Origin of the sequence: Klebsiella sp. K5-306, assembly GCF_051835185.1 — a bacterium.
In the GTDB taxonomy this organism is placed as follows: domain Bacteria; phylum Pseudomonadota; class Gammaproteobacteria; order Enterobacterales; family Enterobacteriaceae; genus Klebsiella; species Klebsiella oxytoca.
The window spans coordinates 23,884-47,047 of the sequence record NZ_JAIFJY010000019.1; the positions used below are offsets into that span (position 1 = coordinate 23,884).

General features: G+C 55.8%; 22 protein-coding genes. 7 read left to right on the forward strand and 15 right to left on the reverse strand.

Going from position 1 to position 23,164, the window contains the following annotated elements; translation table 11 throughout:
• Positions 1-14: 14 nt before the first annotated feature.
• Together K2184_RS23700 and K2184_RS23705 are read right to left on the reverse strand one after the other, a co-directional pair.
• On the reverse strand, positions 15-632 hold the full coding sequence (locus K2184_RS23700; protein WP_023320513.1) for a LuxR C-terminal-related transcriptional regulator: 618 nt from the start codon (positions 630-632) through the stop codon (positions 15-17).
• A 680-nt stretch (positions 633-1,312) separates the two neighbouring features.
• Positions 1,313-1,711 (reverse strand): NUDIX hydrolase, encoded by a 399-nt coding sequence (locus K2184_RS23705; protein ID WP_049127333.1) that lies wholly within the window; start codon positions 1,709-1,711, stop codon positions 1,313-1,315.
• 211 nt (positions 1,712-1,922) lie between these two features.
• On the opposite strand from K2184_RS23705, the gene K2184_RS23710 reads away from it, so the two are divergent.
• Positions 1,923-2,903, forward strand: a complete 981-nt coding sequence (locus K2184_RS23710; RefSeq protein ID WP_004099966.1) for a LacI family DNA-binding transcriptional regulator — start codon at positions 1,923-1,925, stop codon at positions 2,901-2,903.
• Positions 2,904-2,906: 3 nt separating this feature from the next.
• On the opposite strand, the gene K2184_RS23715 is transcribed toward K2184_RS23710, so the two are convergent.
• Entirely contained in the window at positions 2,907-4,151 is a 1,245-nt protein-coding gene (locus tag K2184_RS23715; protein WP_004099968.1) for a mechanosensitive ion channel family protein, read from the reverse strand.
• A 77-nt stretch (positions 4,152-4,228) separates the two neighbouring features.
• The gene (locus tag K2184_RS23720) at positions 4,229-5,656 is read right to left on the reverse strand and encodes an MFS transporter (RefSeq protein WP_004111148.1); all 1,428 of its coding nucleotides are present in this window, start codon (positions 5,654-5,656) and stop codon (positions 4,229-4,231) included.
• Between the two features lie 109 nt (positions 5,657-5,765).
• Here K2184_RS23720 and K2184_RS23725 point away from each other — a divergent pair, with 109 nt between their 5' ends.
• The 3 genes from K2184_RS23725 to K2184_RS23735 all read left to right on the forward strand — a co-directional run bounded on the left by K2184_RS23725 (position 5,766) and on the right by K2184_RS23735 (position 10,684).
• Positions 5,766-6,632 (forward strand): helix-turn-helix transcriptional regulator, encoded by an 867-nt coding sequence (locus K2184_RS23725; protein WP_163524674.1) that lies wholly within the window; start codon positions 5,766-5,768, stop codon positions 6,630-6,632.
• Positions 6,633-6,825: 193 nt separating this feature from the next.
• Positions 6,826-7,863 (forward strand): hypothetical protein, encoded by a 1,038-nt coding sequence (locus K2184_RS23730; RefSeq protein ID WP_016809122.1) that lies wholly within the window; start codon positions 6,826-6,828, stop codon positions 7,861-7,863.
• A gap of 91 nt (positions 7,864-7,954) precedes the next feature.
• The gene (locus K2184_RS23735; protein ID WP_142447618.1) at positions 7,955-10,684 is read left to right on the forward strand and encodes a sigma 54-interacting transcriptional regulator; all 2,730 of its coding nucleotides are present in this window, start codon (positions 7,955-7,957) and stop codon (positions 10,682-10,684) included.
• A gap of 52 nt (positions 10,685-10,736) precedes the next feature.
• On the opposite strand, the gene K2184_RS23740 is transcribed toward K2184_RS23735, so the two are convergent.
• From K2184_RS23740 to K2184_RS23780, 9 genes are all read right to left on the reverse strand, one after another.
• Positions 10,737-11,723 (reverse strand): SIS domain-containing protein, encoded by a 987-nt coding sequence (locus K2184_RS23740; protein WP_163524676.1) that lies wholly within the window; start codon positions 11,721-11,723, stop codon positions 10,737-10,739.
• 64 nt (positions 11,724-11,787) lie between these two features.
• Positions 11,788-12,849, reverse strand: a complete 1,062-nt coding sequence (locus K2184_RS23745; RefSeq protein WP_163524678.1) for an SIS domain-containing protein — start codon at positions 12,847-12,849, stop codon at positions 11,788-11,790.
• Positions 12,850-12,866: 17 nt separating this feature from the next.
• On the reverse strand, positions 12,867-13,721 hold the full coding sequence (locus tag K2184_RS23750) for a PTS system mannose/fructose/sorbose family transporter subunit IID (protein ID WP_004099982.1): 855 nt from the start codon (positions 13,719-13,721) through the stop codon (positions 12,867-12,869).
• A 2-nt stretch (positions 13,722-13,723) separates the two neighbouring features.
• Positions 13,724-14,467: a PTS mannose/fructose/sorbose/N-acetylgalactosamine transporter subunit IIC gene (locus K2184_RS23755; protein WP_004099986.1), complete on the reverse strand. Its 744-nt coding sequence runs from the start codon at positions 14,465-14,467 to the stop codon at positions 13,724-13,726.
• 14 nt (positions 14,468-14,481) lie between these two features.
• Positions 14,482-14,952, reverse strand: a complete 471-nt coding sequence (locus K2184_RS23760; protein WP_004099987.1) for a PTS sugar transporter subunit IIB — start codon at positions 14,950-14,952, stop codon at positions 14,482-14,484.
• Complete coding sequence (locus tag K2184_RS23765) at positions 14,945-15,379, reverse strand: PTS sugar transporter subunit IIA (RefSeq protein ID WP_004111161.1); 435 nt, start codon at positions 15,377-15,379, stop codon at positions 14,945-14,947. Before K2184_RS23765 ends, K2184_RS23760 begins: the two co-directional genes overlap by 8 nt.
• Positions 15,380-15,629: 250 nt before the next feature.
• A complete protein-coding gene (nfsB, locus tag K2184_RS23770) occupies positions 15,630-16,283 on the reverse strand; it encodes an oxygen-insensitive NAD(P)H nitroreductase (RefSeq protein WP_163524680.1) in 654 nt (217 codons plus the stop codon).
• Positions 16,284-16,401: 118 nt separating this feature from the next.
• A complete protein-coding gene (locus tag K2184_RS23775; RefSeq protein WP_004099993.1) occupies positions 16,402-16,770 on the reverse strand; it encodes an MmcQ/YjbR family DNA-binding protein in 369 nt (122 codons plus the stop codon).
• Positions 16,770-17,351, reverse strand: a complete 582-nt coding sequence (locus K2184_RS23780) for a TetR/AcrR family transcriptional regulator (RefSeq protein WP_004099994.1) — start codon at positions 17,349-17,351, stop codon at positions 16,770-16,772. The genes K2184_RS23775 and K2184_RS23780 overlap by 1 nt, the downstream gene beginning before the upstream one ends.
• A 190-nt stretch (positions 17,352-17,541) precedes the next feature.
• Here K2184_RS23780 and K2184_RS23785 point away from each other — a divergent pair, with 190 nt between their 5' ends.
• Together K2184_RS23785 and K2184_RS23790 are read left to right on the forward strand one after the other, a co-directional pair.
• Complete coding sequence (locus K2184_RS23785) at positions 17,542-18,642, forward strand: MBL fold metallo-hydrolase (RefSeq protein WP_163524682.1); 1,101 nt, start codon at positions 17,542-17,544, stop codon at positions 18,640-18,642.
• A gap of 32 nt (positions 18,643-18,674) precedes the next feature.
• Entirely contained in the window at positions 18,675-19,016 is a 342-nt protein-coding gene (locus K2184_RS23790; protein WP_004099996.1) for a RamA family antibiotic efflux transcriptional regulator, read from the forward strand.
• A 36-nt stretch (positions 19,017-19,052) separates the two neighbouring features.
• Here the strand turns inward: K2184_RS23790 and K2184_RS23795 are convergent, their stop codons facing one another.
• Entirely contained in the window at positions 19,053-21,197 is a 2,145-nt protein-coding gene (locus tag K2184_RS23795) for a TonB-dependent siderophore receptor (RefSeq protein ID WP_004111170.1), read from the reverse strand.
• 153 nt (positions 21,198-21,350) lie between these two features.
• Between K2184_RS23795 and K2184_RS23800 the strand changes: the two genes are divergently transcribed.
• A complete protein-coding gene (locus K2184_RS23800) occupies positions 21,351-22,973 on the forward strand; it encodes an alpha/beta hydrolase-fold protein (protein WP_163524686.1) in 1,623 nt (540 codons plus the stop codon).
• On the opposite strand, the gene K2184_RS23805 is transcribed toward K2184_RS23800, so the two are convergent.
• The gene (locus K2184_RS23805) at positions 22,902-23,150 is read right to left on the reverse strand and encodes a DUF1158 domain-containing protein (protein WP_004100000.1); all 249 of its coding nucleotides are present in this window, start codon (positions 23,148-23,150) and stop codon (positions 22,902-22,904) included. The genes K2184_RS23800 and K2184_RS23805 overlap by 72 nt on opposite strands.
• Positions 23,151-23,164: the final 14 nt, after the last annotated feature.

Consider the following 23,164-nt stretch of genomic DNA (forward strand, 5'->3'; position numbering starts at 1 on the left):
ATACTGATAATTTTTTATCCAGATAGAATAATGTTTAACTTCCCTCTGCCTCCCATCTTATTCTGCAAGCTGAGCTTGATTGCGTAGATTCTCTTTTCTGCCATCTGCAATTCTTTTGCTATCTCTTTAACCGACTTCTCTGCGAGTAAAAGGTCGAGTACCAATACCTCTTGATCGCTGAGTTTTTGACGGTAGCCTCGAGCATCTCGTTGACCGAGAAACGAAAGCTGTATTTTCTTTTCAATCTCATCTCGGGTATCGCTGGTATTGATAATCGAAATTATCTGCTGACAGCGGTGTTTCCAGTACAGCGCCAGCGGCTGCGCTAATCTGTCGGCAATCAAAACTACCCGCAGCCCTGTCTTGATCAGATATTCAATCCATTTATCATTGGTGAATAATCTGATGTTGTAGCGAGAAAAATCAACAAAAATAAAGCCAGAATTAGAGAAGTTGTAATGCTTGTTAATTAAAAAACAATGCACACCATTTTTTAAATAGATATTTTTATCAGGCCATACGCAATAGTGAGTTTCAATGCAATTAATCGATTTTATCGTAGGTCGTGGATAGATTTCGCACTGATACTGACAGCTTATGCAGTATACCTTCTCATATTTCTGAGGAAGCATATGTCGATTTATTTCCCTATATTGTCTTACCCTATCGTTCAATGATGTGGCTATATTATGGCTAGTTAATAAATGTGACAACTTTAATTTCTGGAGAGTTATACAGATGAAAAATGTGTAAATTCTTAAGTCCAGAAAATGTCTGGATTTATACTAACCCACTCTAATAAATAAGAAAAATCTTAAGGTGCGATATTTTATGTCGATCGCTCTTTAAGAATTATCCATTACGACCAGGAATTTTCTCGCTGAATAGGCGCGGATTGGTTAAAAAAAAACAGCACAAAAAGTCAAAAAAAATGCTATCTCATCGCTATTTGTTAATTTTGTGTTTTTATTTTGTTTTATTTTGTGGGGTTTGTTCTGCAATGGCCTAATTTTTGTAAGGGAAAGTTGCGATATTTTGGATTATAGGGGAAAGGGTTGTCTGGCGAAATATGATCTGGCGTACAAAACCGGGCGTTTTTAAGCGCTAAAACACGTCGCAGTTTGCAGGGAAGTAAATCAGAAGGATGTGCTAAATCTTCACCGGAAGAAGCGGGCAATGCTTCTCGGTGAAATGGGGCGCTTCGGCCTGAACTGGCTTTGTCTGGAAGCCGCCGTAGCGCCACCGGGACGATGGCAGCGTGGATTTTGACTTGCAGACAAATGAGCTAACTCTTTCGCGGTGTCCGGCGAGCTTACGCCCCTTTCAGCAGAGGAAGCAGGTGATTCTCGGTAAGAGGAGCAAGCTTAATATGCCGATCCTGGCCCGGCGTATACCAGATAACTTCTTCTATTTCGGCCGTCGGCGTAAAATTCGCTCTGTTGGTGGCTATCTGAAAGATATCCGCAGAGACCGTATGGCCCGGCTCGTTTGCCGCCGTATCGGTGAAACGGCCGACCGGAACCAGTTCTTCAGGTGAAACGCTAAAGTTGAGCTCCTCTTCGAGCTCGCGGATCAGCGCCGCTTCCGGGGTTTCCCCGATTTCAGGCTTTCCACCGGGCTGCATAAAGTACTCAGTCCCTCGTTTGCGTACTAAAAGACAGCGTCCTTGACCATCGACGATCGTTGCCGCCGCGATGTGAATATTTTTTATGGTGTTCAAGAGATACCCCAGTTATATACCGATAGTGTTCAACGACGCGCGTTCGTTTTGCTTCTGGCGAAACAACGCCTGGGCCATCATGATAACGGCCTTAGCGTGCTAATCAATCCCGTCAATTCTCGCAAAACCTGCTGACGGCGCGGGCGGCGCTCATTTATGATAGCCTGCGAAATATAACGTCTATGCGGGAAGTGCAGCCTCTATGTCAATTCAGAAAATCGCTCGCCTGGCGGGCGTCTCGGTGGCGACGGTATCGCGGGTATTGAATAACAGCGATACCGTTAAAGCGAAGAATCGCGAACGTGTGCTGCAGGCGATCAAAGAGAGTAACTACCAGCCTAATCTGCTGGCCCGCCAGCTGCGAACGGCCCGCAGCAATATGATTCTGGTGATGGTCTCTAATATCGCTAACCCCTTTTGCGCCGAGGTGGTCAAGGGTATTGAAGAAGAGGCGGAAAAGAACGGCTACCGGATCCTGCTGTGTAATTCCGGCTCGGATTTGGCCCGTTCTACCTCTGGCCTGCAGCTGCTCTCCGGCAAAATGGTCGACGGCATCATCACCATGAACGCGCTCTCCAGCCTGCCGGAACTGACCACCATGATCGGCGACGCGCCCTGGGTGCAGTGCGCGGAATATGCCGATAACGGCAGCATCTCCTGCGTGGGCATCAACGACGTCGATGCGGCGCAGGGCGCCGTTTCCCGGCTGGTTGACGGCGGGCGAAAACGCATTGCCTTAATCAACCACGATCTCAGCTATCGCTACTCGCGCCTGCGCGAGCGCGGCTACAAAAGCGTGCTGCACGTTCGCGAACTGGCGTATCAACAGGTCACTTACGCCAGCGACCTGAGCGCCGCCGCCGGTACCCGGGCGATGGAAACGCTGCTGGCGCAGAAAGAGAAACCGGATGCGGTATTTGCGGTCTCAGATTCGCTGGCGGCGGGCGCGCTGCGGGCTATCGCTCAGGCCGGATTGCGGGTGCCGGAAGATATTGCGGTAATCGGTTTTGATGGTACCGAACTGGCCGAAGTGGTATCGCCGCAGTTGACCACCGTGGAACAGCCTTCGCGCGAGATTGGCCGTACCGCCGTGACGCTACTGATGAAGAGAATCGATAATCCCGACGCTGCGGTCGAGCGGGTGATGATGGACTGGCGCGTGATCCCCCGCGCCAGCACCTGAGTTTTACCCGGATACCGCGCCCGCCAGCGAACGAATATCGTTGCCGGTGGGGGACTGGTGAATCCGCAGGCCGAACTCATCAACCACGGCAAAAACGTGGTCGAAAATATCCGCCTGAATGCTCTCATACTCCGCCCACACCACGGTGTTGGTGAAACAGTAAATCTCAATCGGCAGGCCGCTGGCGTCCGGAGCCAGCTGGCGCACCATCAGCGTCATGTCCTTACGGATGCGCGAATGGTTGCGTAAATACTCCTGCAAATAAGCGCGGAAGGTGCCGATATTGGTCATTTTGCGCTGGTTTAGCACCGACTGGTCGGTGGCGTTCTGCTGGTTCCACAGGCTAATTTCCTGATGACGCGAATCCATATACGGCTTCAGCAGCCGGGCCTGAATTAAGCGCTGCTGCTCCTGTTCATCGAGAAAATGAATGCTGGTGGTATCGATATTCAGGCTGCGCTTAATCCGGCGACCGCCGGATGCCGACATACCGCTCCAGTTTTTAAACGAGTCGGAAACCAGCGACCAGGTGGGAATAGTGGTGATGGTATTGTCCCAGTTGCGCACCTTCACCGTGGTCAGGCCGATGTCGATCACCGCGCCGTCGGCGCCATATTTCGGCATCTCCAGCCAGTCGCCGAGCTTGAGCATATCGTTGGCAGAGAGCTGAATACCTGCCACCAGGCCGAGAATCGGGTCTTTGAACACCAGCATCAGTACCGCGGCCATCGCGCCGAGGCCGCTAATCAGAATCGCCGGCGACTGGCCAATCAGTAAGGAGATAACCAGAATGCCGACAATAATCGCGCAGACCAGCTTAATTCCCTGAAATATCCCTTTAAGCGGTAGTTGAGAAGCGGTGGCGAATTTCTGCGATAAATTGAACACCACGTCCAGCAGCGAAAAGAAGGACAGCATCGCGTAGATCATCACCCACAGCTGCGCGCAGGTAGTGAGTATTTCCGCCGCCTCGCTGCCTTTTTGCAGCCATAGCACCGCCTGCACGTTGACGATAATCCCCTGCAGGGTGAAGGCCAGACGATGAAATAATTTGTTCTGGGTAATAATTTGCAACCATAGGTGGCTGCTGGCCTGCGCCCGCTTTTCGAAGGTACGCAGCACCACTTTGTGCAGAATAAGGTGAACGACAATCGCCGTCAGAAAAATAATGCCGAAGATAATAATGAGTGAGGTGGTGGGGGTAATTTTGATGCCTAATGCGGCGATGTGCGATATTAATTCCTGCATAACGTCTCCTTTACATCCAGCGGTTATGATGACCGCTGGATGTCTATTATGCAAATCGCAGGTTACGCCGATGTGAATTATGGCGTCGCTACCGCCGGACGGACGTTAAGGTGTCGGCGTAGCCACAGCGCGATGGCGCCCAGTACCAGCATCATTACCACTTCCACCGCCAGGAAATCGATCAGCGCCCGGGGATAGTCGCCGCCGCTGCGCTGGGCGAGAGTTAAGAATAGCGACCCGAGAATTGCCGGGCCCAGGCCCAGCGTCGCCTGCTGCAGGGTGCTGAGAATTGCGCTCCCGGCTCCGGCGTCAGAAGCGCTGATGTCGCGCATCCCGATGCGATAAAAGCTGTTCACGATCAGCGCCTGCCCGTAGCCGATAAGCGCCGTGGAGGGGATCAGCGCGAGGGTGCTGGTGTGGGTAGCGAGGCGATAAAAGGTCGCGCACAGCAGCAGCAGGCCGACAATCTGCACCGACAGGCCAGTCAGCAAAATGCGTCCCATGCTGTAGCGGGCAATCAGCTTCGGCGCGTACAGCGCGGAGATGAAGTAGGCCACGCCGAGCGCGATAAAGCTATTCCCGGACTGCCACGGCGCCATTCCCAGACCGGCCTGCATGGTCAACGCCATACAGAACATAAATCCGGACCAGGCGCTGAAAAAGAGCAGGGCGATGGCCATGCCAAAGCGAATGCTGGTGAGCTTCAGCAGGCGAGGCGGCAATAGCGGCTGCTCGCCGCGCTGCTGTTTGCTCAGCGCGCTGGCCCGCATCCAGACCAGCAGCGGCAGCACCGCAGCTAACATCAGCTGCAGCGTCCACGGCCAGTGCAGCTCCGGCCCCAGCGCCATCGGAAACAGCAGGCAGCAGAGGATCAGCGCAAGGCTGAAGGTGCCCTGCCAGTCGATGCGCGAATGCGCTTCGCGCCGGGTCTCCGGGACGTATCGCGGGCTAAAGGCCAGCACCAGCAGGCAGATCGGCACATTAATAAAGAAGGCATTCCGCCAGCCTAAACCGGCGATATCCGCCGAGACCAGCCAGCCGCCGCCCATCTGACCGACGATAAAGGCGATACCGCCAATGCCGCCGTACAGGCTGATGGCCCGGGCGTGGGCGTTGCCTTTGAGGGTGATATGCAGCGTGGCGAGGATCTGCGGCACGATTAGCGCCGCGCCGGCGCCCTGGACCGTGCGCGCCGCCAGCAGCGTGGTGATAGAGTTTGCCATTCCGCACAGCAGGGAGGCGACGCCAAAAATCGCCACGCCCCACATAAACAGACGGCGGCGGCCATAGTTATCGCCAAGTTTGCTGCCCATCGCCAGGCAGACGGCAAAGGCGACGCCGTACAGCGCGACAATCAGCTCCAGCTGGGTGGCGCTGGCGTTCAGCGATTGGGTGATGGAGTCCAGCGCGACGTTGGCGATCGAGGTGTCGATCAGCGGCAGCATCTGGCCGGTCAACAGAAGGAATAAACCGGCGCGGCCGGGTGAAACAGCAGACGAATTCATCGGATCTCTCCATTGCGTCATTCAGCGGATGGCCGTAGCATCACCGATAAATTAAACGGGTACCAGTTCCTGCTTATACTGGTATTGGCACTACCATGCTGGAGGTTTTATGACGACCATGCCGCAACGTGAATCGACGATCGCCGCGCCCGATGATGCCCGTAAACAACTGGGGGCATTTCTGCGCGCCCGGCGTGAGAGCCTCGATCCGCAGCGCCTGGGGTTGCCGCGCATTGGCCGACGACGCACGCCGGGTCTGCGGCGGGAAGAGGTGGCGATGCTGGCGGAGGTCGGCGTCACCTGGTACACCTGGCTGGAGCAGGGGCGGGACGTTAATCCGTCCGAGTCCGTGCTGGTGTCGGTGGCGAACGCGCTGCAGTGCAGCCCGCTGGAGACCCGGCACCTGTTTGTCCTGGCCGGACTGACGCCGCCGGAAGCCGCGCAGGTCACGGTATGCGAAGGCATCAGCCCCGGCACCCGGCGGATGCTTGATAGCCTGATGCCGCAGCCCGCCAGTATTCAGAAGCCGAGCTTCGATATTGTGGCCTGGAACGACAGCTTCTGCCGCCTGATGGGTATCGATTTCGCCACCATTCCGGAAGAGGATCGCAACTGTATTTATCTGTATCTGACCAATGAAACCTGGCGCAGCCGTATTGAAAATCGCGATGTGCTGGCGACGTTTGTCTCCTATTTTCGCGCGGCGATGGCGGAGCACCGCGGCGATCCGCTGTGGGAGAATAAGCTGGCGCGCTTTTTTGCCGCGTCGGCGGAGTTTGAGTCCCTCTGGCATCAGCGCTATGAGGTGCGCGGGGTGGAAAATCAGGTGAAAAACTTTAACCATCCGCAGCTCGGACGCTTCAGCCTGCAGCAGATGTACTGGTACTCGGCCCCGCGCAACGGCTCGCGCCTGCTGGTCTATTTGCCGATGGATGAAATGGGCGAACGGGCGCTGGCGTGGCTGGATAAACACTAATGACAAGGAATCAGATTGCTGACAAAGTGCAATCTTCAGGAACTGCCCGGCGGCGCGATGCTTGCGCAGGCCTACAGCGCATTGCATAGCAGGTTGATATTGCGGTTTTTCGTAGGCCCGGCAAGGCGCCACCCGGCAGAAATGCGAGCACAATAGCCAAAAAAAGGTTTGTCATCAGTCTCAAGGAATGCCCATGAATATTACCCGTAAAGAGCAGCGCATTATTCAGCGCGCGCTAAAGGCGTGGCAGGCCAGCGGCGATTTAGCCCCTGAGGATAGCCAGCGGCTGGCGCAAACGCTGCGCGTCTCTCCCTTCGACTGGCAGCGGCTGAGCCGCTATGCGTTCTGGACCGCGCTGGCCTGCGTGCTGGTCGCGCTGGGCAGCCTGTTTGCCGACAGCGCCCTGATTGAGCTTCTGCTGAGCCTGTTCAGCCGCTCGGCGCTGACGCGAATCATCCTGCCCGCGCTGCTGGCGGTGGCCTGCTACGCCTGGGGTTTTCGCCGCCAGCGGCGGGAAACGCAGTGGCACTACAGCACCGAGGCGATCCTCTTTCTGGGGGTTATTTTTACCGCCGTGGCGCTGTGGCAGCTTGGCGAACGTCTGGATACCGGCAGCGGTCATATCGCGCCGCTGTTCCTGGCCGGATGCCTGATTTACGGCGCGATTGGCTTTTTTGCTCGCTCCGGGCTGGTGTGGCTCTTTTTTCTGCTGTCGCTGGGCAACTGGTTCGGTGCAGAAACCGGCTACGTTTCGGGCTGGGGCGCCTACTGGCTGGGCATGAACTACCCGATCCGCTTCGTGCTGTTCGGCGGCGCGCTGCTTGCGCTCTGCTACGGCGCGCAACACGCTTTGCGCCAGCGCCAGCTGTTTACCGTCAGTAAAGCGATGGGGCTGATCTATCTGTTTATCGCCCTGTGGATCCTGTCGATTTTTGGCAACTATGACCTGGATAGCTGGTCCAGCATAGCGCAAAGGCAGCTGCTGCCGTGGGGGCTGCTGTTCGCCGTGGCGGCGGGGATCTGTATCTATATCAGCCTGAAAACCGACGACGGCATGCTGCGCGGCTTCGGTCTGACGTTCCTGGCGATCAACCTCTATACCCGTTTCTTCGAGTTCTTCTGGGATGGCATGCACAAAGTCGCATTTTTCCTGATCCTCGCAGTCTCGCTGGCGGTAATTGGCCGCTATGCGGAGCGCATCTGGCATGCGGGAAGGGTAACCCATGAATAATTAAGCTTTTTTAAGAAGTGTGGCAGGGGGCAGCGACGTCTTACGCGAATTGTCGTATAAGCGAATTTTACGCTTTTGACAGGGGCGCAAGATGAATAAGGAGTCGATTTTTCGCCAGCTAGAACAACGGATCGTCGGGCGACCGCTGACCGCGGAAGCGCTTGGCGAGTTTAATGCGATGGCGATTGCCGATAGCCTGAAGCAAAAACGCAGTATCATCAGCCATCATCTGAATAATCTCCATCGCGAGCAGCGGGTGGTCAAAGTAAATGGTCGCCCGGTGCTGTTTTTACCCATTGCCGCGCTGCGCGACCACCACCGCCTCGCGGTTCGACACGGCGAATACGCTTCCCTTCAGGCCCTGTGCGCTGAGCGCCAGGATAGTCTGGCGCAGCTGATAGGCGCTCAGGGCAGCCTGCAGGAAGCTTTGCGGCAGTGCAAGGCCGCCATCAGCTACCCCGGCGCAGGTCTACCGCTTCTGCTGCGCGGTCCCACCGGCACGGGGAAAAGTTTCCTTGCGCGCCAGCTCTGGCGTTATGCGATGGAACAGGGCGTTTTGCCTGCTGATGCGCCTTTTACCGTGTTTAACTGCGCTGAGTACGCGAATAATCCAGAGCTGCTGACCTCGAAATTATTCGGGCACGCGAAGGGCGCCTTTACCGGTGCGGATAAATCAGTCCCCGGTCTTATCGAGAACAGCAACGGCGGGGTACTATTTATTGATGAGGTTCATCGTCTGCCCCCCGAAGGACAGGAGAAGCTGTTCCATTTTATGGATAACGGTAGCTGGCGGCGGCTGGGGGAGAGCAGCGAGGAGCGCAGCGCCACGGTACGGCTGATTTTTGCTTCAACGGAGGATCTGGAAAAGCACTTCCTGGCGACTTTTATTCGTCGTATTCCGGTGATCGTCAAAATCCTGCCGATCGCCGAGCGTGGACAGTATGAAAGACTGGCGTTTATCCATCACTTTTTTCGCCGTGAAGCGCAGCGATTACATCACGATCTGGCGCTGGACGGCGAAATCATCAGCCAGCTGATGCGCGAAACGCTCGAGGGTAACGTCGGCGGACTAGAGAATTTGATCCGCAATATTTGCGCCAGCGCCTGGACATTTGGCGAGCGGGATAGCGATCTTTTACAGATAAAAGCGGGTTTACTGCCCGACCGGTTGCTGGCGGATGCGCCTTTTTCTCTTCAGCAAAATAGCGAACGGGTCATGATTTACCGCGATGGCGACGCGCAGCCTTTGTTTTCCGGTCGTCATCATGAGTATCAACGGCTAACGGAAAATATTTGCAGCCTCTGCGAGGAACTCGGGAAGGACAATATCAGCGCAAGGACCTTTGAAAAGCTCATTTATCAAAACGTGACGCTCTATCTCGATGCGTTGATGAATCAGGAGAGCGCGGTCTCTCTTCAGGACAAGCGGCTGCGCTTTATTGAGGATGTGGGCAAGGCGATCGCCGCCAATTACGATCTCCAGCTGAATGCCGAATTCGCCTATCTTACTGGCCGCTACCTGACCAGCCTGCCTCTTGCTCCGCGCAGCGTTGCCGAGCCCGCGCGTCTGGTGATGCAGCGCTGGCTGGAGTCCTCAGCGGGGCTGGCGCAGCGTATCGCGGGCAAACTACTGGATGTCGTCAATAACAAATACGATCTGCTCATCGATACGCTTGACCGCCTGGCGGTTGCCGCTATCGTCAGCAATGCGATTGATGCGACCAGCGGCGGAAAAGTGAAAGCGGTGATTATCGCCCACGGCTATTCGACCGCCAGCAGCATTGCGGGGGTCGCCAATCGCCTGATTGGCGAGAAGATCTACCAGGCGATGGACATGCCGATGGAGGTGGCGTTCAGCGACGTCAGCCGCGCCGTGGTTGATTATCTCCAGCATACCGATACCCGAGCCGGAGTCATGGTGCTTATCGATATGGGCTATACCAAAGAGATTGCCGATGCGCTTTTGTCGGTGATTAACGGCCCGCTGGTGGTGGTGGATAACGTCACGACGCGCATGGCGCTGAACGTCGCCAGCGAGATCGCGCTGGGGAAAAATATCGAACATATTGCCGAAGAGATCGTGCCGCTCAATCAGTCGCGCTGGGATGTCTTCTGGCCGACAGAAAAAAAAGAGCGTGCTCTGCTGGTGACCTGCATTACCGGAATCGGTACTGCGTTTAAATTTAAAAATCTGATGGAGAAGAGCCTGCTCAGCGACTTTGATATTAACATTATCGCCTGCGAGTATACGCGCTTAAAAAATAGCCGCACGGCGATATCCTTGCTCCACCAGTATGAAGTGATTGCGGTTGTGGGTACGCACGACCCACAGCTGGCGGGGGTGCCATGGGTAGGTATTGAAGAGCTGCTGGGCGAGCAGGGGCATCGGCATCTCAGTCAGCTCTTAAGCGGCTATCTCAATGAGAAGCAAATTGCGCTGATTAATAAAAATATGGTTCGTGAGTTTTCGCTGCATAACGTCGTCAACTCCTTGACGATACTGAATGCCGGAAAAACGATGAGCCATATTGAGACTATTATTGCAGAGTGGCAAAACACGCTTGGCTTTAATTTTAATAATAATTTAATTATTAGCCTGTATGTGCATCTCAGCTGCATGATTGAGCGTCTGGTAATGCGTAATGAAATTACCCATTATAAAAATCTTGAGCAATTTTCTCGCCAGCACGGAGAATTTATTGCTATGGTGAACCACTCGTTTCAGCGCCTGAAAATACTCTATAACGTGACGCTGCCGGTAGCGGAAATTGGTTATATTCACGATATTTTTGAATTACGCGTTGACGATTTTCGCTGGTAATCCTCAGCGCAGCCCCGGAGCAGGTTGCCGGGGCTGGCAGAGGGTTAGCGAATTAATATTCGACTTTCCACATATAGCGGCGGGTGGTCAGAGGATGGTTGCGGGCGGTGGCCAGCGCCAGGTTGTACACATCAAGAACGCAGTTGTGCAGCAGGCCGCAGAAATATTCGCGCACGCTGGCGTGAAGCGCATCAATTCCCACTTTTTCCACGTCAATAATCTGCAGTTTTCCCTGATAGCGTTCGATAAAGCGGATCGCGCGATCGTCCAGCGGACGGGTGCGGCCGCTGCTTTTTAATAAAATGAACGGCGTTCCCGGTTCGGTAATCTCAAAGGGGCCGTGGAAATACTCGCCGCTATGGATGCTGGCGGAGTTAATCCACTGCATCTCCAACAGAATACAGATGGATTCCTGATGCGCGGCACCGAACGAAGGACCGCTGCCCATCATATAAATGACCTTTTCACTTTTCCAGGCTTCGGCAAAATGCTGCGCATCCGCTTGCACCTGCTGCTGAGCGCCGCGCACCACGGATTCAAAACTGGCAAAGGCGCTGACCATCTCAGCGTAATGGTCGTATCCTTCTGTTTGCGCCAGGATCTCCAGCGCCAGCCACAGGCTGTACGCCGCTTTTTGCTGTGTCGGATCGACAGTTTCGGGATAGCGAGCCCAGCAGTATTCGATAGTGTAATCGCTGTGTTCGCACAGCGGCGTGCCGGGGGTATATACCAGTCCAATCGTAGCCGCGCCTTTTTGACGCGCGATGCGGGCGGCTTCGACCGTTTCAGCGGTGTTGCCCTGCTGAGAGGCAAGGAACACCACGCTATTTTCCCCTAATGCTTGCGGCGTCGCGTGGACAAATTCATTACTGGTCACATAGCCGACGGCCAGCTTTTTCGCTTCACAATCGAGAAAATATTTCCCCGGCCAGAAGCCGGTCAACGAACCCCCGCAGCCAACAAACCACACGCGTTCAATACGTTGCCTGGTTAAAATATCGCGAATAATATGGTGGGCGTTTTTCTGAGCTATAGACATATTGGTCTCCTTGAGATGTAAAGGGTCCTCCGCTGCATGGCGGATAACTTTTACAGGGCATTATTTAATTAAGTTTTTTACTTTTCATTTTCTGGTGGAACTGCGGATCCTTAGGTATTGCGGGATCGACACCCTTCACTGGCGGTAGTCTGGCGCAAACCATTTGCAATGGAATAATATATTCAAAGATTGCAAAGTCTGGATCGTTAATAAACGTAAAGGGCATGTTCTTACCGTTATTGTCAACAAGCGGGCCAATGCGATAAATATGCGGCGTCCAACCAGACAGTATTTCCGCCAGACGATCCTGGCGCTCATCGGGATGCGGATCGAGCATAATCAGGGTTGAACGCTCATTGAAGGCGTTATAGATCCCGTGGATGAATTCCTCAAATTCATAGCCGGCCACCGGGCAGCGCAGCGTTTCAAGCATCTTTAGCGCGCCTTCCTGAACGGTGCCAAACAGCCCTGCCGGGCCGGTCAGGCGAATATCTGCGCTGTCGATAAGCGGCCGGGCGTGATTGAGAACCCACGCCTGCGAGGCCTCAATGAGCGTCGGCATATGATTGAACGTCCTCTCCATGCGGACGAGTAGCGCCTTGCGCTCCTCATCGCTCAGGCGCTGCTGGCGGCTGGCGACGGCAAGCGCAAGCAGTATCAGGTTGAGTATGGTGCAGTGATAACCTTTGGTTTTGGCGCCGGCGCGCTCTTCTCCACAGGGGACCGTCAGGATCAAATCTGCCGCCTGGTCGATGGCAGCTGGCGCTTCCCCGGCCATGGAAGCGGTAAGGTGCCCGGCTGCCCGGGCGCGCTCCATTGCGGCGAGAGTGGAGAGGCTGCCGCCTCCCTGAGAAATGCCGATGACCAGCGCTTTGCCGCTGAGGGAAAGTGCCATCTCGTCCAGCAGGAAGGGCCAGTATACATCGACCGGGATGCCGCACCACTGCTGCATAAACGACCGCGCGGTCAGCGCGCCGTGGTAAGACGTACCGGAACCGGTCAAGATGATTCGAGAGATCCCGCGATCCGCCAGCGCTTTCGCCGCTTGCCAGAGATCTTCCCGCGTCTGCGTTAGCATAGCGAGCAGGCGAGCGGGGGTTTCATTCATATAGTCTTCTACGTGCATGGGTAATATTCCTCTTCTTAAAGCAGGCCTAACGCGCTGGCCGCCATGCCAAACGCGATGGTGCCTAACAGGATCCAGTTGATGTTGACTCCCTTACGGATCAGCTTGTACATCCCAAGGGTGAAAAGCAGAGGCAGCAGCGAAGGAAGTATTTTGTCGATAAACTCCTGTGCCTTCATGGTCGTCTGCCCGGCAGTGAAGCTGAGCGGGGTGGTGATATCTATCATACTGGCGGTCATCGCGCCGACGACCATCAGGCCAACGATTGACGCGATATAGGTGACCCGATCCATGAGTCCGCTTTGGTAAATCCGCATCAGCCAGGTGGTGCCAGCCCGATAGCCGAGCTTCAGCCCATACCAGCGGCACAACAGATGCGGTAGGTTATAAACTAACAACGCCATTATCGGTCCCAGGAGGCTGCCCTGCTGGGCGAAATAAATCCCCATCCCGGCGGCAATCACCTTCAATGACCCCCAGAATATGGAGTCACCGATACCCGCCAGCGGCCCCATCAGGCTGGTTTTAATCGCGTTTATCGATTCTTCATTAAATTCGGGATTGCGCTGATTCTCCTCTTCCATAGCGATCGACAAGCCGAAGATAAAGGTGGAGAGGTGCGGCGTGGTGTTAAACAGCACCAGATGGCGCTGCAGGGCGCGCCCCAATTCCGTCGGGTCCTGATAGATACGCTTCAGGGCCGGCGACATTGCGAAGGCGTAGCCCATATGCTGCTGGCGCTCGTAGTTCCACGAGCCCTGCAGCGTAAAGGAGCGCCAGAACACGCTGCGTAAATCCCGAGCGGTGACCCGGCTTGCGTCATCGCTTTGCGGCTGGGCGGCGCCTGACAGGGTCTGCGTCATTTCACTCATGATTAGCTCTCCTGCTGCTTAAGATTAAGAAACTGGCTGATGATAAAAGCCAACACCACGGCGAATAGCGCGATGGCGATGATATCCAGTTTGGTATATGCCGCTATCAGAAAGCCCAGACCGAGGTACGGCATAAGTTTGCTGCTGAGCATCATGCTGATCAGCAGGGCGAAGCCGAGCGCCGGCAGGATCTTACTGGCGACGATCAATCCGTTGGTGATCACCGGCGGAATCGCCTCAAGGAACCAGCTAACCGCCGAAGAGCCGAGCAGGATGGCGAAAAAAACCGGCAGAAATCCGTTTAAAAAATAGAGCAGCGTCGGACCGCCGAGGTGCATCAGGCCGACCATCCGGGTATTACCTTGCGCCGCATAGCGGTCCGCCAGATGACCGAAGCGGGCGTTCACCACGCGTACCAGAATGCCCAGCGTTTGCGCCAGCATTGAGACGGGGATGGCGATGGTGAGCGCAGCCTCCGGACCGCGGCCGGACATGATCGAAAACGCGGTCGCCAGTACGGAGCCGGTCACGATATCGGGTGGGTGCGCGGCGCCGATGGCGACGTTGCCGAGAAAAATAAGCTCCAGCGTAGCGCCAATCAGAATCCCCTCATGCAGATTGCCGCAGACCAGACCGGTGAGGGCGCACATCACCAGCGGCCGGTCGATCATCGATACCCCAAGCAGGCGGCCATCGAGGATCCCCAGGGCGGCAATCAGTCCGAGTAACGTTGCGGTGAGCAACATAGTGACCTCCGAAGTTAAAGTTGTTCGTTGAGGAGCTCGGCCGAGTGGGCGGGTACCTGACGCATCTCCAGCCGAATGCCTTTCTCTTTCAGCGCTCTGCTATCGGCGATTTCCTCTTCGGTCAGATAGATGGCCTTGCCGAATTGTCTTGCGCCCTCCTTCTGCGGCAGACCGCCGTAGTTAATGGCGTTAATTCCCGGGACTTTTTCTACCAGCGCGAGGGTTTCAGCAGTATTGCCAAGGACCACCATGACTTTTTTATGATCCAACTTGCCGCCGTTAAGCTTTTCCGCCGCCTGTTCAACGGTGGCGATGTCCAGCGTGACGCCCGCCGGCTTGGCCAGGTTAAGCGACATCGTAATGAAGGCATCCGCCGCGGCTTTGGCGTTAGCGACGATGATATGGTCGATATCCAGCGCTCGGGTCCAGGCAAAAACCACCTGGCCGTGCAGCAGCCGATAATCAATGCGCACGAGTTTAATCATGAGATTCTCCCTGTGGGTCAGAGGATGGTTGTGTTAGTAGAGGGTTGATGAAAACAATGGATTCACGCGCCGCGCCGGTGGCGTAGACAATCGCGGCCTCGGTAGTGGCTTCTTCGCACAGCAGAAACTCCAGCAGCAGAGTCAGATTGATGCCGGCGACCACGAAAACGTTACGATGGCGCATCAAGACGCTCACGGCGCTATTGTTGATACTGCCGCCAAGCAGGTCGGTAAAGATCACCACTTCATCACCATTCGCCTGGACGATGAGATGCTCCAGGGTTTGCTCCAGCTGTTCGGTGGTCACGATATCTTCGTCATAGGCGCAGACCGGGATAACGCCGTGTTCGTCGCCAATCAGCAGCGATAAACTGTTCACCAGTCCGCGAGCAAAATGGCCGTGGCTGGCCACATAGATATGTTTCACCCGGTTTCTCCTTCATCCAGATAGTGGTATCTGTTAAGAGCAAAGGGCGTGCCAGAAATAAAAATTATTATTTATCAATTAATTAAAGCGGCTGGTTCACACTAAAGGCGTTATTCCTGGCACAAGCGGGCTTATTAGCGCCGGAAACCTGGCACAAACGGCAGAAAAAGAGGGGGAAAGAGTGGGGGGGGAGAAAGTCCCGGGCGAGACGCTGCTGCGCCATGGCCCGGGCGTTCCCGGCAGAAGGGAATTAAATCTCGGTAATCGTCGTCGCCTGCGGCAGGCGTGATTTCGGCAGGGAGGCGTTAAAGTCTTCAACGCTATGATGGCCGACCGGCACCACGACCAGGCTGGTGTAGCCCTTGGCCTTCAGGTCAAATTCGGCATCGAGAATTGCGAAATCGACGCCTTCAATCGGTACGGCGTCCAGGCCCATTGCCGCCACGCCCAGCAGGAAGTTGCCGACGTTCAGATACACCTGCTTCGCCATCCACTGGTCGTCGTCATGCAGATCTTTGCGGTGCATATCGGCAAAGAAGGTGCGGCCTTTATGGTTTGCCGCTTTGGCTTCGGCGTTAGCAAAGCGGCCATCGGCCTCTTCCTGATCGACCACGCGCTCAAGCCAGGCGTCGTCCATTGCGGTTTTGGCGCAGAACACCACCACGTACGATGCGTCGAGAATTTTACGTTCGTTAAACACGTAGGTGCCGCTCGCCGCTTTGGCGACGCGCGCTTTGCCTTCATCGCTGCTGGCAACGATAAAATGCCACGGCTGGGAGTTGGTGCTTGACGGGCTGTACTGCAGCAGCGTTTTCAGGTTTTCCGCCTGCTCGGCAGTTAGCTTTTTGGTGGCGTCAAATGCCTTGGTGGAGTAGCGCTTTAAGGCAACCGATACGATATCCATACTCTTCCTCACTGTTTACAACCCCTTGCGGGTGCGTTTCGTGAAGGAAGAGTACAGCGATGGCGGGCAAATGATAAGGGGCAAAAATGCGATAACACTTATCGCGCAGCGCTGAAAATCACCCCGGGCGCAGCCGCTGCTGCTCTTTTTTGCTCAGTTTATCGACGATCAGATTCCACGAATCATCAATCAGCTCCGCCAGCAGGTCCACGCTGATATCCTCGCCGGGAACCACGGTGATCCAGTGCTTTTTGTTCATGTGATAGCCGGGCTCGATGCTGCGGTAAATGGCCTGATGAAGCAGCGATTTTTGCGGATCGCACTTCAGGTTGACCAGCGCGCGGCCGCGTACCGTTGCGGTGAGCATAAAAATCCGCCCGCCGACTTTAAACACATCGTACTCCGGGCCGAACGGCCAGCAGTGCTCGGTAAAGGGAAGCTCCAGCGCAATACGGTGCGCGTGGTCATGCAGCGAGCGGTGGTCCATCAGCGCGTATCCTCATGTAACGCCTGCCACATTGCCTCAAAGCCCAGCGCAATGAGCTCCGGGGCACGCTGCGGATCGTTGCTGGCGTACTCAATCGTGGTTTCCGCCAGCGACAGAAACAGCGCATCGCCAAAGGTGCGATAGGCATCGCTAAGAAAAATTGGCTTAACCGAAAGCTGGCATATCTCGTTGAGCTCGGGAAACATCTCTTTAACCCGGGTACGCGTTTCATCGGTAATCCGTTCGCTCAGGGACATGCGGCGTATGGCTTTATGCTCCATCGGTTTGCGCATACCCCAGTCGATATAGCTGTTCCAGATATTGCGGGCGTTCTCTTTCGGACGGGATTCGTTCGGTTTAAGACTGGCCACCATGACCTGTACTAACCCCGATTTGATAGAGAGATAAAGCTCGTTAAGCAGATCGTCCTTGGTGGCAAAGTAGCGAAACAGCGTCCCCTCGGCTACCCCGGCGCTGCGGGCGATAGCGGAGGTTGAGGCGGCGATTCCCGACTGGGCAAAGGCGGCGGTTGCGGCCTCCAGTAACGCTTGCTTTTTATCTTCACTCTTAGGACGAGCCACTACACTTTACCTCACAGGTTATAAAACCACGATCTAAGCATGCCCGGTACGGGCACTGCAACGTTGTCTGTCAAAATTTGAAAATCGTCTTGACGACTTTCAGCTTCTTCCTAATAATGAGTGCTTACTCACTCATAATCAACCCTTATAACAAAAACCTCCAGGAAGGAGGATTTCGCCAGGTCAGGATATGAACCGTGTCATTTTCAGCGTGGTCGCCATCATGTTATTAGCGTCAGCAACAACTTTGCCGTTTGTGTTAAATGCCGGATTTGGCCAGGCGCCGCAGGGCGCGCAGCTCAGCCTGGTGGAACAGTCGCCGCACTATCATGACGGCCAGTTTCACAATCAGCTCCCGACGCCGGGTTTTACCGGGCAAAAAAATATGCTGGCCGCGTGGTGGGAGTTTCTCGTCGCCAGGCGCGAGAACGCCAGACCGGCCCAACCGCTGCCGCTGGTGAACACCGACCTGGTGGGCCTGCCGTCAGGGCAGGACGCGATGGTCTGGCTCGGTCACTCCTCCTGGTATCTGCAGCTGGCGGGCAAACGCATCCTGATTGATCCCGTATTTAGCAACTATGCCGCACCCTTCTCTTTTATTAATAAGGCCTTTACCGGGGATTACCCATGGCACGCTGAGGGAATGCCGGAGATCGACCTGCTGATCATCTCGCACGATCACTATGATCATCTCGATTACGCCACCATCAAAGCCCTGATGCCGAAGGTCAAGCGCGTGATAACGCCGCTAGGCGTGGGGTCGCACCTGCGCTACTGGGGAATGGAGAGCGCGATAATCAGCGAGGCGGACTGGAATCAGGCGCTGCAGGTGAGCGATGAGCTGACGGTACACGTCCTGCCCGCGCGCCACTTTTCCGGCCGCGGCCTCAAGCGCAACCAGACCCTATGGGCCAGCTTTATGTTCGTTACCCCGCAGCAGAAAATTTACTACAGCGGCGACAGCGGCTACGGCCCGCACTTTAAAGCCATTGGCGAACAGTTTGGCGAAGTGGATTTAGCGATCATGGAAAACGGTCAGTATGACCAGGACTGGAAGTACATCCACATGATGCCGGAAGAGACGGCGCAGGCCGCTGACGATATTCATGCACGCGCGGTGCTGCCGGGCCATGCCGGGCGCTTCGTGCTGGCAAAACACACGTGGGACGATCCGTATAAACGACTGGCGGAGGCCAGCACAGGGCGACCGTGGCGACTGCTGACGCCTATGCTGGGTGAGCCGGTTTGGGTCGCTGATAAAACGCAATCATTTAACGCCTGGTGGCGCTAACGATGAGAGTGGTTCAGGAGGAGAGAGGACATATGACTATTTCCGCTCAGGTCATTGATACTATCGTCGAGTGGATTGATGAAAATTTGCATCAACCGCTACGTATTGACGATATTGCGCGCCATGCCGGTTATTCGAAGTGGCATTTACAACGACTGTTTTTACAGTACAAAGGGGAGAGTCTGGGGCGCTATATCCGCGAGCGTAAGCTGCTGCTGGCGGCGCGCGATCTGCGCGATACCGATCAGCGGGTTTACGATATTTGCCTGAAATACGGCTTTGACTCGCAGCAAACTTTTACCCGCATCTTCACCCGTACGTTTAACCAGCCGCCGGGTGCCTACCGTAAAGAAAATCACAGCCGCGCGCACTGAAAAAGCGTCCGCCGGGGAAACCGGCGGAGGCTGTTCTTACCAGGCGTAGCTGACCGTTGCCGTCACCGTCCGACCAATGCCGTAGAAGCAGGCGCTATCGCTGGCGCAGGAGGCCACATATCTGGTATCCGCGATGTTGTTTACGTTGAACTGTACCTGCGCGCCTTTCAGGCTCGAGTTTAGCTCGCCCAATTCATAGCTGACCATGGCGTCATACAGATCTACTGCCGGAACCTTAAAGGTGTTTTTCGCATCGCCATAGCTGGTACCGATATAGCGTACGCCCACTCCCGCAGTCAGGCTTTTCAGCGCGCCGTCCGGCAGGGTATAGCTGGTGAAGGCTGAAGCCATATGGGTCGGAATACGCGCTGGCGTTTTCCCTTCGGTACCGACAACGGTAGTGTTGACGGTTTCTGCATCGGTATAAGTGTATGAAGCGATCAGATTGAGATTCTCAAAGAGCGTCGCGTGCGCTTCGGCCTCAACCCCTTTGGAACGCACTTTACCGCTATTCTCAAACCATCCGGCGGCGCTGTTGTAGGTGGCGACGTTACTTTGCGTTAAATCATACAGCGCAAGGGTGATTAGCGCGTTTGGGTCAGGCTGGTATTTCACGCCGACTTCTACCTGCTTGCCTTCGCTGGGATCGAACGGTCCAACGCCAGGCGCGCGGTTGGTTTGCAGGTTAGGTTCAAAGGAGGTGCTGTAGCTGATATAGGGGGAAAGACCGAAATCAAAGGCGTACAGCAGGCCGGTGCGCCAGGTGAACTTATTATCATTCTGCTGGGTGCTGCTGGCATCGGTAAAATCGGTGGTGCGTACTTCCGCCCAGTCATAGCGCCCGGAAACTAACAGTTCCCAGTTCTGCCAGCTCAGCTGATCCTGAACATAGACCCCAGCCTGATCGAGATTTTGCTGTTCATTAGTGGCGGGGCTGAAGGCGCTTTCATCGACGCTAACGCCGTAGGTCGGGCTGCGCCAGTCGAGATCGTACTGCGAGCCTCCGGCCCGGCCAAGATACTGCTTATCTTTACTGGTTTTGTAATCCAGACCGCCAATCACCGTATGGGCCACCTGGCCGCTGGCAAACTTTGCTTCGAGCTGGTTATCAATGCCAAACTCATCGGTCTGGCGCGTTTCATGCTGGGCGCGGCGGGAGAGTACCGAGCTGTTGGCGGGGCTACTGGAATAAACCAGGTAGCGATACTTCTGTTTGATGGTGGCGTAGCGGGCGTTCTGGCGCAGAGTAAAGGTATCGTCTGGCTGGTGCTCAAATTCATAGCCAATCATCGTTTGTTCCCGCCACGACTGATTGTAGCTGGGATCGCTGACGTTAAAATCACGCGGAATATAGCTGCCGTCGACGCTTTCCACCGTACCGTAGCGCGGCAGGAAGTTACGGTAACCGGCATCCGGGTCTTTCTGATAGCTGGTTAATAACGTCATGCGCGTGGCGTCATCAGGATACCAGGTGAGGGCGGGGGCGATGGCCATCCGCGTCTCTTTATAATCTTCAACCTGGCTATTCTGGGTACGGGCGATCCCGTTCAGACGATAGAGCAGGCGGCCATCATCGCTCAGCGGGCCGCCAAAATCGAAAGCGCCTTCGGCAAGATGATGATTGCCGGTGCGGAACTGCAGTTCATGAATCGGCTGGCTGACAGGGCGTTTGCTGGTCATGGCGATCAGCCCGCCGGGGTTTACCTGGCCAAACAGCACCGAGGCCGGGCCGCGTACCAGCTCGACGCGTTCCAGCAGCCACGGGTCGAAAGTACCGGTTTGCGAGGAGGCCGTCGCGCCGTAGCTCAGGCCATCGAGAAACTTGGGCACATAGCTAAAGCCGCGAACGAAAACCTCGTCGTTGCGGTTAGATGAACCGCGATATTCGGTAAAAACGCCCGCGCTATAGCGCAGCGCCTGGGATACCGAGGTGACGTCCAGCGCGCGCATTTGATCGCGGGTAACCACCGATACTGACTGCGGCGTTTTGACGATCTCTGCGGCGGTTTTTGTCGCGGATAGCGTCCTGGTGGCCACTATTCCCTTAAGCGGCGCTGTAGGATCTTCGCTACTGCCCGCGGTGACGACAAGCGTTTCCTCCGCCGCCAGCGCCTGATTCCCGATCGAAGATACCGCCAGAGTCGCAGTCCATAATGCTGTTATCTTATTATATTTAAACATATTTATGATTTTTCCTTGGTTAAATCGCCATCAAAAACCGCCCTCATCGAAGTGAATCCTTCAGCGGTCATCATTAACGGCCTTAATGTTATTGCAAATAGTTATTATTTGCATTAGCGTTATTAACAAATTCTTACAAGGAACTATCGGGCAATGAAAACGGCGTGGAGCGGTCTGCTGCTGGGGTTAAGTGCTTTACCGGCGGCGGCGATGAACTGTGAATCCCCTTCGTTACAGGGAGATCTGGAGGGGAAGTTCGACGCCAGCGGTGAGGTCTGTTTTGACTTGCCCAGGCTAGGAGAGAACTACGTCGCGGCGACGCTCTCCGGCGTTACCGATGCCCGACTGCTGGATGAACATAACCGCCGTCTGCGCACGCTGCTGGCGGGCGGCCCGGCGGACGGCGAGCAAACCCTGCTATTTTCTCTGCCGGTAAACCGCGCCTCCTCGCTGGTGCTCCACGGTGAAGAAGGAGCCCGCTGGCGTTTTCAGTGGCAGATGCGGGAAACCACCGCGCTGGCCAAAATCCAGACGCTGGACCCGGTCAGCCCGCGCCTGCAGCTGCTGAAGAAGGAACTGGCGGCGGGAGGCTCAACGGCGACTTTCTGGCGGGAGCGTGAACTGGAGGGAACGCCCATGGTGGAATCGGTGGACGCCAGCCATAAGCGGGTGACCTTCTTGTGGCGCGGAGCGAGCCGCAACGTGTTTATTCTGGGTTCGCCGGCGGGGGATCACGATCCGCTGTTTCGTCTCGGTGATTCTGACGTCTGGTTTCGTAGCTACGTCGTACCTGCCGATACCTTAATGCAGTATAAGCTCGCCCCGGATGTGCCGCAGGTAGCCGGCGGCGCGCGCGAGCAGCGGCGGGCTATTCTGGTCAGCGCCCAGGCCGACCCGCTAAACCCGAATAGCGTCAATGCCGCCCACGACCGCTGGAGTCGCTACTCCCTGCTGGCTCTTAACCCCGCGCGTTTTTGCTCGGCGCCGCGGATGGCGCAGCCGCTACGCTACGGGACGCTGACCCGCCATCAGCTGCGCAGCGACTTTTTGCAAAACGCGCGTGAAGTCATGATTTATCGCCCACGTTTGCCGCAGCCCGCGCGCTGGACCCTGCTGCTCTTTGACGGTAAAACTTACCAGGACGAATACCGCTTCGCCAACGTGCTGGACGCCCTGATCGCCAGCCACAGGCTACCGCCGATTAACGTGGTGTTTATCGATAGCCTCGATCATCCGCGGCGGGCAAAGGAGCTGCCGCCAAATCCGCACTTTGCCGATTTTATGGCCCATGAGCTGCTGCCCTGGCTGAACCGCCAGGGGCTCAGCCTGACCCGGCAAAAAACCGTGGTTGCAGGATCCAGCTACGGCGGGCTGGCCGCGTCCTGGGTGGCGCTGCGCTATCCCCGGCAGTTTGGCAACGTACTGAGCCTGTCCGGGTCGTACTGGTGGGCGCCGAAAGGGGAAGAAGCCAGCTGGCTGACCCGACAGTATCAGCACTCGCCGCGCTATCCGGTCCGTTTCTGGCTACAGGCGGGAAGATTTGAGACCCGCGGGTCGGACGGCGGTATTTATGCCAATACGCTTGAGTTCGAGCGGGTACTGAGCGAGAAGGGATATAAGGTGAGCTTTCATCCCTCCTCGAGCGGCCACGATTATGTCGCCTGGTGCGAAGGCCTGATCAACGGTATGCGCGACCTGAGCGGATTAGCGCTCAAGAGAGAACCAGCGACGCCAGACCCAGCGCAGCGCCAGATACTCGATGGCGCCCAGCGCTAAAAACCACAGGCAAAAGATCAGCGTATAAAGCTGGTTGAGATCCATCAGATGGAACGTCGCCACCAGCTTCTGCGCCAGCGTTAGACCCAGCGAGGGCGCCGGCAGCAGCAGACAGGAGAGTAAAGCCAGCAGGAGAATGCCGGCGGCACTCATGAGCGTTTCTAGCGGATGTTTCATTATTTGTTAATCAT